This window comes from Micromonospora sp. NPDC005203 (genome assembly GCF_042872705.1).
Classification (GTDB): domain Bacteria; phylum Actinomycetota; class Actinomycetes; order Mycobacteriales; family Micromonosporaceae; genus Micromonospora.
Map to the genome: position 1 here is coordinate 163,690 of NZ_JBIAKV010000002.1, position 12,620 is coordinate 176,309.

A 12,620-nucleotide genomic window follows, 5' to 3' on the forward strand; every position below is an offset into this window, starting at 1 on the left:
CCCGCAGTCGCGAACCGAGACCTCACTGACGGGGTCGACAGAGGCGGCGTTGCGGTCGGGCGGGCTGGATCCGGCGCAGGTGCGGCAGGTGATCGAGACCGCGCTGGTCGAGGATCTGGGTCCCGATTTCCTGGACGTCACGAGCGTGGCCACCATTCCGGCGGAACAGACCGACACCGCCGACCTGGTGGCTCGCGCGGATGGCGTGCTGGCCGGGATGGCGGTGGCCGCCGCCGTGTTCGAGCTGGTGGGCGAGGTGACCGGCTTCGGTCGTACCGTCGAGGTGTCGGTGTTGGCCCACGACGGTGAGCGGGTGGCCCGCGGCGCGGTGCTGGCGACGGTGACCGGCCCGACCCGGCTGCTGCTGACGGCCGAGCGGACGGCGCTGAACCTGCTCTGCCGGATGTCCGGGGTGGCCACCCACACCCGTGCCTGGGCGGACGCGTTGGCCGGCACGAAGGCGATGGTGCTGGACACCCGCAAGACGACGCCGGGCCTGCGGGCGCTGGAGAAGTACGCGGTGCGGGCTGGTGGGGGCACCAACAAGCGGATGGGCCTCTACGACGTGGCCATGATCAAGGACAACCACAAGTTGGCGGCCGGAAGTATCACGGCGGCCTACCGGCGGGTCCGGGAGGCGTTCCCGGAGATGCCGGTGCAGGTCGAGGTGACCGGAGTCGACGAGGCGGTCGAGGCGGTGGAGGCCGGGGCGGATTTCCTGCTCTGCGACAACATGACGCCCGAGGTGCTGGCCGAGGCGGTGGCCGCCGTGGGCGACCGGGCAGAGTTGGAGGCGACCGGCGGGTTGACCCTGGAGGTGGCGGGCCGGTACGCGGCGACCGGCGTCGACTTCCTCTCGGTGGGCGCGTTGACCCACTCGTCGCCGATCCTGGACATCGCGCTGGACCTGCGCACCGACTAGTTGTCTAGGCTGCGTGCGTGCTGCTCTGCATCGACATCGGAAACACCAACACCGTGCTGGCGACCTTCGACGGCGACAAGCTGGTGCACTCCTGGCGGATCAAGACCGATGCCCGCTCGACGGCGGACGAGTTGGGCCTGATGTTCCGAGGGCTGCTCGCCGGGGACAACGTCGAGATCACCGGCGTGGCCGCCTGCTCGACCGTGCCGGCCGCGCTGCGGTCACTGCGCACCATGCTCGGCCGCTACTACGCCGACCTGCCGAGCGTGATCGTCGAGCCGGGTGTGCGGACCGGGGTGCAGTTGGCGATCGACAATCCGAAGGAGGTGGGTGCCGACCGGGTGGTGAACACGCTGGCCGCGTACTCCCTCTACGGCGGGCCGTCGATCGTGGTGGACTTCGGTACCACCACCAACTTCGATGTGATCAGCGGTCGCGGCGAGTTCCTCGGCGGGGCGTTCGCCCCGGGCATCGAGATCTCCTTCGACGCGCTGGCCGCCCGGGCGGCCCAGCTGCGCAAGGTCGAGGCCACCAAGCCCCGCTCGGTGATCGGCAAGAACACCGTGGAGTGCCTCCAGGCCGGCCTGTACTTCGGCTTCGCCGGGCAGGTGGACCGCATCGTGGAGCGGATGACCGAGGAGTTGGGCGAGGTGAAGGCCGTGATCGCCACCGGCGGGCTGGCCTCCCTGGTGATCAACGAGTGTCGCACCATCACCCACCACGAGCCGATGATCACGCTGATCGGCCTCCGGATGGTCTACGAGCGCAACCTCTGACGCCGCAGCGGGCCGTCAGCGCCGGCGGGCTCGGAAGACAAGCGTCCGGTACGGCAGCTCCACGCGGTCCCGTCCGGCCAGGTCCGGATGGGTGGCGAGCAGGTCGCGCAACTCCCGCTCCACCGCCTCCTGGCTCGGCCGGTCGGCGGTGAGGTAGTACGAGCGGGTGCGCATCATGCCGACGACCTCGTCCACGGTGAGGGCGGTGCGCTGGCTGAACTCACCGACCTCCACGTCGCCGAACGCCGGGCCGAACGTGGTCACCGACTCGATGAGGTTGTCGGCGTTGCTGTCCATGTGGGCGGTTCGACCCAGCTCGGCCACCCACTCGACCCGATCGTCGCGGATGTTCCAGATCGGGGCGAACGTGCCGTCCGTCCGGAGCACACGGGCGATCTCCGCATGTGCCCGCTCCCGGTCGAACCAGTGGTAGGCCTGCCCGACCAACACCGCGTCCGCCGCCCCGTCCGGCAGGGGAATGGACTCCGCTCCACCAACCAGGGAGTCGACACCCGGGGTGGCCACCGCCAGTTGGGCGCGCATGCCCGGATCGGGCTCCACCGGGGTCACCTCGTGCCCGAGGGCGAGCACCTCGCGGGTGAGGATGCCGGTGCCCGCGCCCAGATCGACGACCCGGGCGGCGTCGCCCAGCCCCTCCAGCGCCCAGCGGACCGCGGCCTGCGGGTAACGGGGTCGAAGCCGGTCGTACTCCGCTGCCGCCGCGCCGAACGACAGGGCCTGAGTGTGATTCGCCATGACGGGCAGGTTATCCGGTAACGACCCTCTGGCGGCATGAGTACGCTCAGGGGCTGACCCCGCCGAAGACTCCCTGAGGAAACGTGCCGTGAGCGAGCAGAACGCCGTGCCAGTGGACCCCGCCGACGACCTTCCCGAGCAGATGAAGGTCCGCCGGGAGAAGCGGGACCGGATGCTCGCCGAGGGCATCGAGCCCTACCCGGTCGGCTTTGCCCGGACGGCCACCCTGGCGCAGATCCGGACCCGCTACGCCGACCTGCCGACCGACACCGCGACCGGCGACCAGGTCGCGGTCACCGGCCGGGTGATCTTCGTACGCAACACCGGGAAGCTGTGCTTCGCGACCCTGCGCGACGGCGACGGCACCGAGTTGCAGGCGATGCTCTCGCTGGACCGGGTCGGGCCGGAGCGGCTGGAGGCGTGGAAGCGCCTGGTCGACCTCGGCGACCAGGTCGGCGTCACCGGTGAGGTGATCACCAGTCGCCGGGGTGAGTTGTCGGTGCTGGCGCAGCAGTGGGAGATGACCGCCAAGGCGCTGCGACCGTTGCCGGTGGCACACAAGCCGCTCTCCGAGGAGGCCCGCGTCCGGCAGCGTTACGTCGACCTGATCGTCCGGCCCCAGGCACGGGAGATGGTCCGTACCCGAGCCGCCGCCGTGCGCAGTCTGCGCGATTCACTGCACGGGCAGGGCTTCGTCGAGGTGGAAACGCCGATGCTGCAACTGCTGCATGGTGGTGCGACGGCCCGACCGTTCGTGACCCACAGCAATGCGTTGAGCACCGATCTGTATCTGCGAATCGCTCCGGAACTGTTTCTCAAGCGCGCTGTGGTTGGCGGCGTCGACCGCGTCTTCGAGATCAACCGCAACTTCCGTAATGAGGGTGTCGACTCTTCGCACTCGCCGGAGTTCGCGATGCTGGAGACGTACCAGGCGTACGGCGACTACGACACGATCGGCGAGCTGACCCGCAATCTCGTGCAACAGGCGGCGATCGCGGTCAGCGGTTCGATGGTGGTGACCCACGCCGACGGACGCGAGTTCGACCTGGGTGGCGAGTGGCGGTCGGTGACACTCTTCGGCGTGCTTTCCGAAGCGCTCGGCGAGGAGGTCACGGTCCGCACCGACCGATCTCGCCTGGTGGAGTACGCGGACAAGGTGGGATTGGCGGTCGACCCGAAGTGGGGGCCGGGCAAGCTGGCCGAGGAACTGTTCGAGGAGCTGGTCGTCCCCAGCCTGGTGGCACCCACCTTCGTGCGGGACTATCCGGAGGAGACCAGCCCGCTCACCCGGGGCCACCGCAGCGAGCCGGGGCTGGCCGAGAAGTGGGACCTCTACGTGCTCGGATTCGAGCTGGGCACCGGATACTCCGAGCTGGTCGACCCGGTCGTCCAGCGGGAGCGGCTGGTGGCCCAGGCGCAGCTCGCGGCCCGTGGCGACGACGAGGCGATGCGCCTCGACGAGGACTTTCTGCGGGCGATGGAGTACGGAATGCCACCGTCCGGCGGTATGGGAATGGGAATCGACCGGATGTTGATGGCCCTGACCGGCCTCGGAATTCGGGAAACGATCCTCTTCCCGTTGGTCCGCCCCGAGTAGGGCTCGCCCGGCTCACCCACGCCGTAACGGCATCCTATTGACGCGGCAAGTACTGCGGGGGTTATTGTGCTCTCGTTAGCAGGAGTGCCCTGCTCGAAAGGAATGTGGGACGTGGCCAAGCAGATCATTCACAAGCTGGTCGATGACCTGGACGGCGGGGACGCGGAGGAGACCGTCAAGTTCGCCCTCGACGGCGTTCAGTACGAGATCGACCTGTCTAGTGCCAACGCGGCTAAATTGCGCGACGCTTTTGCCTCGTACGTGGGCGCCGGCACCAAGGTCGGCCGGGGCGGCGTGGTGATCGGTGGGCGTGCTGCTCGCGGTCGGGGTGGCGCGACCGCCGATCGGGAACAGAACAAGGCGATCCGGGAGTGGGCCAAGAAGGCCGGCAAGGACATCTCGGACCGGGGTCGTATCCCGCAGGAGATCGTTGACGAGTACCACGCGAAGCGCTGATCCATCAGCGGTGGGTGCCAGTCGCCCCCGCAGGCGGCGACACCGACGCCGGGCCGGAGTGGTTCTCCGGGCCGGCGTCGCCGTGTCCGGCGTCGCCGTGTCCGGCGTCGCCGTGTCCGGCGTCGCCGTGTCCGGCGTCGCCGTGTCCGGCGTCGCCGTGTCCGGCGTCGCCGTGTCCGGCGTCCAAGGTCCGGGGGGCGGGAAGCATTCCGCCTCCACCGACGTTGTCCACAACCAGTGGAGCAACTATCCACAGCCTGTGGACAACCCTTCCCAGGGTCGGCGCAGCGGTCGTCACAAGCCCGGTTCACCCCCACCGGAGGCTTCCGGAGCGCTTCCGAGGCCGGGATCGGGCTCCGGTCGTGCAGTCGGATTTCGCTCTGCGCGTAGCGACAGGACTACCGGAACACCTCCTGAGCGCGGACGGTTGTCCAAAACGACGCGGAACCGACCCAGACCGAAGACACACGACCTCAGCTGAGTCGGTCAGCGACGATAGAGTAAGGAGGCACGGACGCCCGTCCCGGACGTTCGTGCACCGGCCCCGCCAAGATCTTGACCATCAAGGCGCACGGCACGTGAGGAGCACGAGGGCATGTTCGAGCGGTTCACCGACCGAGCGCGACGGGTTGTCGTCCTGGCCCAAGAAGAGGCCCGGATGCTCAACCACAACTACATCGGTACGGAACACATCCTGCTGGGCCTGATCCACGAAGGTGAAGGCGTCGCGGCAAAGGCCCTGGAGAGCCTCGGCATCTCCCTGGAGGGCGTCCGCCAGCAGGTCGAGGAGATCATCGGCCAGGGCCAGCAGGCGCCGAGCGGGCACATCCCGTTCACGCCGCGGGCCAAGAAGGTGCTGGAGCTGTCGCTGCGCGAGGCGCTGCAGCTCGGCCACAACTACATCGGCACCGAGCACATCCTGCTGGGGCTGATCCGCGAGGGCGAGGGCGTCGCCGCCCAGGTGCTGGTCAAGCTCGGCGCCGACCTCAACCGGGTCCGCCAGCAGGTGATCCAGCTGCTCTCCGGCTACCAGGGCAAGGAGCCTGCCGCGGCGGGCGCCGCGCCGGGTGAGGCCGCGCCGTCGACCAGCCTGGTGCTGGACCAGTTCGGCCGCAACCTGACCCAGGCCGCCCGCGAGGGCAAGCTCGACCCGGTCATCGGGCGCGAGAAGGAAATCGAGCGGGTCATGCAGGTGCTCTCCCGCCGTACCAAGAACAACCCGGTCCTGATCGGTGAGCCCGGCGTCGGTAAGACCGCCGTGGTGGAGGGGCTTTCCCAGAAGATCATCAAGGGCGAGGTGCCCGAGACCCTCAAGGACAAGCAGCTCTACACGCTCGACCTGGGTGCGCTCGTCGCCGGTTCCCGCTACCGCGGTGACTTCGAGGAGCGCCTCAAGAAGGTGCTCAAGGAGATCCGCACCCGCGGCGACATCATCCTGTTCATCGACGAGATCCACACCCTGGTGGGTGCGGGTGCCGCCGAGGGCGCGATCGACGCCGCGAGCATCCTCAAGCCGATGCTGGCCCGTGGTGAGCTGCAGACCATCGGCGCCACCACGCTCGACGAATACCGCAAGCACCTGGAGAAGGACGCCGCTCTCGAGCGCCGGTTCCAGCCGATCCAGGTGGGTGAGCCGTCGCTGGCGCACACCATCGAGATCCTCAAGGGCCTGCGCGACCGGTACGAGGCGCACCACCGGGTCTCGATCACCGATGCCGCCCTGGTGGCCGCCGCGACGCTGGCCGACCGGTACATCTCCGACCGCTTCCTGCCGGACAAGGCGATCGACCTGATCGACGAGGCCGGTGCCCGGATGCGAATCCGTCGGATGACCGCGCCGCCAGACCTGCGTGACTTCGACGAGCGCATCGCCCAGGTGCGTCGCGACAAGGAGTCCGCGATCGACGCGCAGGACTTCGAGCGTGCCGCCCAGCTGCGCGACAAGGAGAAGCAGCTGCTCGGCCAGAAGGCCCAGCGGGAGAAGGAGTGGAAGGCCGGTGACCTGGACGTCGTCAGCGAGGTTGACGACGAGCAGATCGCCGAGGTGCTCGGCAACTGGACCGGCATCCCGGTCTACAAGCTGACCGAGGAGGAGACCTCTCGCCTGCTGCGCATGGAGGACGAGCTGCACAAGCGCGTCATCGGCCAGGAGGATGCGGTCAAGGCGGTCTCGAAGGCGATCCGGCGTACCCGGGCCGGCCTGAAGGACCCGAAGCGCCCGTCGGGCTCGTTCATCTTCGCCGGCCCGTCCGGTGTCGGTAAGACCGAGCTGTCCAAGGCGCTCGCCGAGTTCCTCTTCGGCAGCGAGGATGCCCTCATCCAGCTGGACATGTCCGAGTTCCACGACCGTTACACGGTCTCCCGGCTCGTGGGTGCCCCTCCCGGCTACGTCGGTTACGACGAGGGCGGGCAGCTGACCGAGAAGGTGCGGCGTCGGCCGTTCTCGGTGGTCCTCTTCGACGAGATCGAGAAGGCCCACCCGGACGTGTTCAACACGCTGCTCCAGATCCTCGAGGACGGTCGGCTCACCGACGGTCAGGGTCGGATCGTGGACTTCAAGAACACGGTAATCATCCTGACCACCAACCTGGGCACGCGTGACGTCGCCAAGGCGGTGTCGCTGGGCTTCCAGGCGTCGGAGGACTCCGAGTCCAACTACGACCGGATGAAGCAGAAGGTCAACGACGAGCTCAAGCAGCACTTCCGGCCTGAGTTCCTCAACCGGATCGACGACACCATCGTCTTCCACCAGCTGCGTCAGACCGAGATCCTCTCGATCGTGGACATCATGATCCAGCGGATCGAGGGCCAGCTGCGCAACAAGGACATGGGTCTGGAGCTGACCGACAACGCCAAGAAGTACCTGGCGGCGAAGGGCTTCGACCCGGTGCTCGGTGCCCGTCCGCTTCGTCGCACGATCCAGCGCGACATCGAAGACAACCTCTCCGAGCGGATCCTCTTCAACGAGCTGACCCCGGGTCAGATCGTCGTGGTGGACTGCGAGGGCGACCCGAACGACATCGACAAGTCCAAGCTCGTCTTCCGGGGCGCGGACAAGCCGGTCGAAGTTCCGGACGCCGTGCCTGCCGACCTCGGTGGCACTGCCGCTGGCACCGCCGCAGCGGCCACGGACGAGTAGCACAACCAGCAATACGGGGCGGGGTCTCGGTGGCGTGAGCCATCGGGGCCCCGCCCCTCGTTGCGCTACCCCGAAGGTCACCCACACCGCACCCGCCGGTGCCGCGCCAGCGCCGGTGCCGCGCCAGCGCCCGTGCCTGTGTCGCGCCCGTGCCTGTGTCGCGCCCGTGCCTGTGTCGCGCCCGTGCCTGTGTCGCGCCCGCGCCCGCCCCTGTGTCGCGCCCGCGCCCGCCCGGCCCGTGCCGCGCCCGTGGCTGTGCGTGCCCGTGGCTGTGCCTGCCTGCGTCCGTGCCTGCCTGCGCGCGTGCAGTGCCCGTCGCACTCGCCGTGCCATCTCAGGCAAGATCCACGCAACATCAGGGAAAGTGCTGCCTCAGCGCGTTCGGAGGCAGCACTTTCCCTGATGTTGCGGGTGAAAGAAAAGGGACGGGGCCGGAGCGTGGGGCGGCGTGTCGAGGTCGGGTTGGGGCATGGCCTCCCGGCGGAGCACCCTGCCCCAAGATCATGCAACATCCAGGATTTAGGGGTATCCGGCGCGCGACGACACCACTACACCCGGGATCGAGCACGATCTTGGGGTGCTCGAGGGCCGTCCGGCAGATGTGCGAGTTTGGTCGGCTGGGCTGGACGGAACCCGGCCCAGGCGCGGCCTCCCGAGCGGAACCCGGCCCAGGCGCGGCCTCCCGAGCGGAACCCGGCCCAGGCGCGGCCGCCCCAGCGGAGGCCGCGTTAGGCGGAGGTGCCCAGGCGGGGCCGCCCCAGGAGGACTCGCCCCAGGGGGCCGTCTCGGTGGGACCCCCAGCGAGGGGCCGGTGAGTCAGCTGGTGAGGTCGGCGGTGGGAAAGGACGGGCCGTCGCCGGCGAGGCGGAAGGAATCGGTGTCGGCCGGTTCGACGAGCCCGTCCTGCACCAGGCCGGCCAGGGCTCGGGCACGTTGCACGTCGTCGGTCCAGACCTGGTCCAGCCGTTCGTGCGGCACCGGACCGGTGCTGTCCCGGAGCACCCCGAGCAGCAGGCCGCGTACCTGTCGGTCGGTGCCCGCGTACCGCTGGGGTCGGCGGGTTGGACCTGTTGGGGCCTCCTGGCCGGAAGCCCGCCACGCGCAGATCGACTCGACCGGGCAGGCCGGGCAGCGCGGCGACCGGGCGGTGCAGATGACCGCGCCCAGTTCCATGAACGCGGCGCTGGCCAGCGCCGCCGCAGCCGGTTCCGTCGGGAGTAGCTCTTCGGTGGCGACCAGGTCGGCTGGCCGGGTGACCGGTCCGGCGTCCGGCTCGCCGGCTACCGCCCGGCAGACCACCCGTCGCACGTTGGTGTCGACCACGGGGTGCCGCTGCCCGTACGCGAACGCGGCCACCGCCCGTGCCGTGTATGTGCCGACTCCCGGCAGGGCCAGCAGTTGCTCCAGGCGGTCCGGGACCTGGCCGCCGTGCCGGTCGACGATCGCCACCGCGCATTCCCGCAGCCGAACCGCGCGACGGGGGTAGCCGAGGCGTCCCCACATCCGGATCGCCTCGGCGGGGGTGTCCGCCGCCAACGCTGCCGGATCCGGCCAGCGGGCCAGCCACGCCTGCCAGACCGGCACCACCCGGACCACGGGTGTCTGCTGAAGCATGACCTCGCTGACCAGGATGGCCCACGGGCTGGTGTCCGCCGCACGCCAGGGGAGGTCACGGGCGTGTTGCTGGAACCATCGGCTGACCAGGGTGGCGAAATCGGGTTGAGTCATGGCGACGTCGATGATGTCACGCGCCGGGGTCCCGCTGGTTGGGCGGCTCGGGCGGGGTGTCACGGCGGCGCGCCCCGGATCGGAGAGAATGCGCGGATGAACGAGCTAGCGATCACCGTCATCGGTCGGGACCGGCCGGGCATCGTGGCCGACGTAGCCGAGGTGCTGGCTCGACTGGGCGCGAACCTGACCGACAGCACGATGACCCGGCTGCGGGGGCATTTCGCGATGACCCTGATCTGCACCGGGCCGGCCACCGCCGAGGTTGAGGCCGCGCTGGCGCCGTTGGCCGCCGAGGGTCAACTGCTGGCGACGGTACGCGCGGTCACCCCGGACGGTGAGGTGCCCGCGGTGGGTGAGCCGTACGTGCTGGCGGTGCACGGTTCGGATCGGATGGGCATCGTCGCGGCGATGACCCGGGTGCTTGTCGACGCCGGCGGGAATGTCACCGACCTGAGCACCCGGTTGGCGGGTGCGCTCTACGTGGTGCTGGCCGAGGTCGAGTTGCCGGCGGGGGTGGCCGACGCGCTTGTGGACCGGCTGCACCGGACGGCTGCTGACCTGGGCGTGGAGGTCACGCTCCGGCCGGCCGACCCGGATCTGTTGTGAGCGGCGCGGAGAGCGTGCCGTACGCCGGTCTGGGTGGCTGGACGCCGGAGGCGCTGGTCGCGTCGGGTGCGGTGCGTGCGGTGTTGTCCGCCCCGCATCCGGTGCTGAGTCGGGCCGCCGGAGAGGTCGATCCGACGGCGGACGAGACGGTCCAGCTCGCGGCAGACCTGGTGGCGACGATGCGGGTTTCGCCGGGTTGTGTCGGGTTGGCCGCCCCGCAGGTCGGGGTGGGTGCTCGTGTCTTCGCCGTCGACGTGACCGGGCACCCGAAGGCGGTGACGGTGCACGGGACCTTCGTGTTGTGCAACGCCCGTGTGGTGGAGGCGACCCGGTGGAAGCCGGGCCGGGAGGGTTGCATGTCGGTGCCGGACCTGACCGGTGACGTAAAGCGGGCCAGCCGGCTGGTGGTCGAGGGTGACCTGCCGGGCACCGGGGAGCCGGTCCGGTTGGTGACCGACGGTTTCGAGGCGCGGGCGTTGCAGCACGAGATCGACCACTGCTCGGGGCTGCTTTTTCTGGATCGGGTGGCTGGTGCGCACGCCGTCTATCAGCGCAAGGTCTACCTCTGAGCGGGCGCCGGACGATCGGGGTGTCCATCCAGAGTGGAGGGTCGTGCCCGCGTTCCGACGGGGCTCCGGCGCGTCGCGCCACACTGGCGGGCACACCGCGGCTACGGTGGGGGGCATCATGCGTCTGACGGTCGGCCCCCTGCCACCCGCCGTGTACTGGCGGCGTCGCGTCGTCGTACTCGGAGCGGGGCTTCTCTTCCTGATTGTCCTGCTCTACTCCTGCACCGGCTCGGATCGTCCCGACCGCGACCGGAAGGCTGCGGGGTCGCCGACGGCCACGCCCACCGGGGCGGCCGGTCCGGGCGCGCCGGTGCTGACGCCACAGACCGGCGCTCCGCCGCCGTCCGCCTCCGGCGATGCGGGCGCGACGACCCCGGACGCGAAGACCCCGAGCCCCGCGATCACCAGCAACGACCCTCCGCCGGGCACGGTGGCCAATTCGGTGGACGACGGCACCTGCACCGATGCGGAGATCCGCGTGGTCTCGCTGGCAAGTCCGACCTCGGTCCAGCGCGGGGCGGTGGCCGACCTGCAACTCAAGATCAAAAACACGTCGGACCGGACGTGCAGCCGCAACGTCGGCGCCGACCTGCAAGAGATCTTCATCAAGTCCGGTGCCGAGAAGATCTGGTCCTCGGACACCTGCGGCAAGGTCCAGGGCTCGGACGTGCAGTCCTTCACCCCGAACTTCGAGCGCTCCTACCAGGTGGTGTGGAACGGGCGGGACACCAGCCGGTGTGACGCCAGTGGGTTGGCCGCTGGGCCGTTCCCGCCGCTCGGCGCGTACGAGGTGTTCGCCCGGGTCGGCACGAAGCTCAGCGCTCCGGTGAAGCTCACCGTCACCGGCTGAGCCGGAGGTCAGACGTACCGCTCCAGGATCGACGCCTCGGCGAGCCGGGACAGCCCTTCCCGGACACCGCGCGCCCGGGCGTCACCGACCCCCTCGACGGCCTGTAGGTCCTCCACGGTCGCGCCCAGCAGCCGTTGCAGGCTGCCGAAGTGCACCACCAGGCGGTCGACCACCGCCACCGGCAGCCTCGGCACCTTGGCCAGCAGTCGGAAGCCGCGCGGGCTGACCGCCGCGTCCAGCGCGTCCGACGCGGCCGGGTAGCCGATCGCCTTGGCCACCGACACCAGGTCGATCAACTCGGTGGCACCGAGCAGGTCCAGCTCGACAAGTGCCTCGTCGAGGGTGCGCGACTTGCGGCCGACCGGCAGGTAGTCCCGGATGACAAGCGTCCGATCGGCGTCCACGCCGGCCATCAGCTCGTCGAGCTGCAGGGCCAGCAGGCGGCCGTCGGTGCCCAGCTCGACCACGTAACCGGCGATCTCGTCGGCGATCCGGCGGACCATCTCCAGGCGCTGCACCACGGCCACCGCGTCCCGTACGGTGACAAGATCCTCGATCTCCAGGGCGGATAGCGTGCCGGAGACCTCGTCCAGCCGGAGCTTGTAGCGCTCCAGGGTGGCGAGCGCCTGGTTGGCCCGGGAGAGGATCGCCGCCGAGTCGTCGAGCACGTGCCGTTGGCCGTTGACGTAGAGGCTGATGATCCGCATCGACTGGCTGACCGAAATGACCGGATAGCCGGTCTGCCGGGCCACCCGCTCGGCGGTGCGGTGCCGGGTGCCGGACTCCTCGGTCGGGATGGACGGGTCGGGCATCAGGTGCACGGCGGCCCGGACGATCCTGGTGCCGTCGCTGGAGAGCACGACGGCGCCGTCCATCTTGCACAGCTCGCGGACCCGCGTCGCGGAGAACTCCACATCCAGCGGGAAACCGCCGGTGCACAGGCCCTCGACGACCTTGTCGTAGCCGAGCACGATGAGCGCGCCCGTGCGGCCACGCAGGATGCGCTCCAAACCGTCGCGCAGGGCGGTACCCGGGGCCATCAGCGCGAGGTTGGCGCGCAGTGGATCGCCGGCACTCCCGGTGGCTCCCGCGGTCACGCTCACGCTGATCGGGCGGGCGGGCGAGCCCACGGCGCCGGTGCGGGCCTGGGGCGGCGCGCCGGCTGGCTTGGTGGTATCGCGGTCGATCGGCACGAACACAGTCTACGGACTGCCGTGC

The 12,620-nt window shown here is 69.9% G+C and carries 12 protein-coding genes; 8 read left to right on the top strand and 4 right to left on the bottom strand.

Annotated features, from left to right (window positions below; all coding sequences use genetic code 11):
• The first annotated feature begins 25 nt into the window (after positions 1-25).
• Both nadC and ACFYPM_RS05950 read left to right on the top strand, forming a co-directional pair.
• Positions 26-922 (top strand): carboxylating nicotinate-nucleotide diphosphorylase, encoded by an 897-nt coding sequence (gene nadC / locus ACFYPM_RS05945; protein WP_387193349.1) that lies wholly within the window; start codon positions 26-28, stop codon positions 920-922.
• Positions 923-939: 17 nt separating this feature from the next.
• On the top strand, positions 940-1,698 hold the full coding sequence (locus tag ACFYPM_RS05950) for a type III pantothenate kinase (RefSeq protein WP_357067967.1): 759 nt from the start codon (positions 940-942) through the stop codon (positions 1,696-1,698).
• Positions 1,699-1,713: 15 nt separating this feature from the next.
• On the opposite strand, the gene ACFYPM_RS05955 is transcribed toward ACFYPM_RS05950, so the two are convergent.
• A complete protein-coding gene (locus tag ACFYPM_RS05955) occupies positions 1,714-2,454 on the bottom strand; it encodes a class I SAM-dependent methyltransferase (RefSeq protein ID WP_387191727.1) in 741 nt (246 codons plus the stop codon).
• Positions 2,455-2,542: 88 nt separating this feature from the next.
• Here ACFYPM_RS05955 and lysS point away from each other — a divergent pair, with 88 nt between their 5' ends.
• On the top strand, positions 2,543-4,051 hold the full coding sequence (gene lysS, locus ACFYPM_RS05960) for a lysine--tRNA ligase (RefSeq protein ID WP_387191729.1): 1,509 nt from the start codon (positions 2,543-2,545) through the stop codon (positions 4,049-4,051).
• Between the two features lie 111 nt (positions 4,052-4,162).
• A complete protein-coding gene (locus ACFYPM_RS05965; RefSeq protein ID WP_355032647.1) occupies positions 4,163-4,507 on the top strand; it encodes an Lsr2 family protein in 345 nt (114 codons plus the stop codon).
• A 4-nt stretch (positions 4,508-4,511) separates the two neighbouring features.
• On the opposite strand, the gene ACFYPM_RS05970 is transcribed toward ACFYPM_RS05965, so the two are convergent.
• Positions 4,512-4,715: a hypothetical protein gene (locus ACFYPM_RS05970; RefSeq protein WP_387191731.1), complete on the bottom strand. Its 204-nt coding sequence runs from the start codon at positions 4,713-4,715 to the stop codon at positions 4,512-4,514.
• A 387-nt stretch (positions 4,716-5,102) separates the two neighbouring features.
• On the opposite strand from ACFYPM_RS05970, the gene ACFYPM_RS05975 reads away from it, so the two are divergent.
• Positions 5,103-7,646, top strand: coding sequence for an ATP-dependent Clp protease ATP-binding subunit (locus ACFYPM_RS05975; protein ID WP_357252797.1), 2,544 nt, complete (start codon positions 5,103-5,105; stop codon positions 7,644-7,646).
• A gap of 816 nt (positions 7,647-8,462) precedes the next feature.
• Here the strand turns inward: ACFYPM_RS05975 and ACFYPM_RS05980 are convergent.
• On the bottom strand, positions 8,463-9,374 hold the full coding sequence (locus tag ACFYPM_RS05980; protein WP_387191733.1) for an A/G-specific adenine glycosylase: 912 nt from the start codon (positions 9,372-9,374) through the stop codon (positions 8,463-8,465).
• Positions 9,375-9,470: 96 nt separating this feature from the next.
• On the opposite strand from ACFYPM_RS05980, the gene ACFYPM_RS05985 reads away from it, so the two are divergent.
• The 3 genes from ACFYPM_RS05985 to ACFYPM_RS05995 all read left to right on the top strand — a co-directional run bounded on the left by ACFYPM_RS05985 (position 9,471) and on the right by ACFYPM_RS05995 (position 11,402).
• Positions 9,471-9,983 (top strand): glycine cleavage system protein R, encoded by a 513-nt coding sequence (locus ACFYPM_RS05985; protein WP_387191735.1) that lies wholly within the window; start codon positions 9,471-9,473, stop codon positions 9,981-9,983.
• 14 nt (positions 9,984-9,997) lie between these two features.
• On the top strand, positions 9,998-10,552 hold the full coding sequence (locus tag ACFYPM_RS05990) for a peptide deformylase (RefSeq protein WP_387193351.1): 555 nt from the start codon (positions 9,998-10,000) through the stop codon (positions 10,550-10,552).
• A 118-nt stretch (positions 10,553-10,670) separates the two neighbouring features.
• Positions 10,671-11,402: a hypothetical protein gene (locus ACFYPM_RS05995; protein WP_387191737.1), complete on the top strand. Its 732-nt coding sequence runs from the start codon at positions 10,671-10,673 to the stop codon at positions 11,400-11,402.
• A gap of 8 nt (positions 11,403-11,410) precedes the next feature.
• Here ACFYPM_RS05995 and disA read toward each other — a convergent pair whose 3' ends face one another.
• The gene (disA, locus tag ACFYPM_RS06000; protein ID WP_184179279.1) at positions 11,411-12,595 is read right to left on the bottom strand and encodes a DNA integrity scanning diadenylate cyclase DisA; all 1,185 of its coding nucleotides are present in this window, start codon (positions 12,593-12,595) and stop codon (positions 11,411-11,413) included.
• Positions 12,596-12,620: the final 25 nt, after the last annotated feature.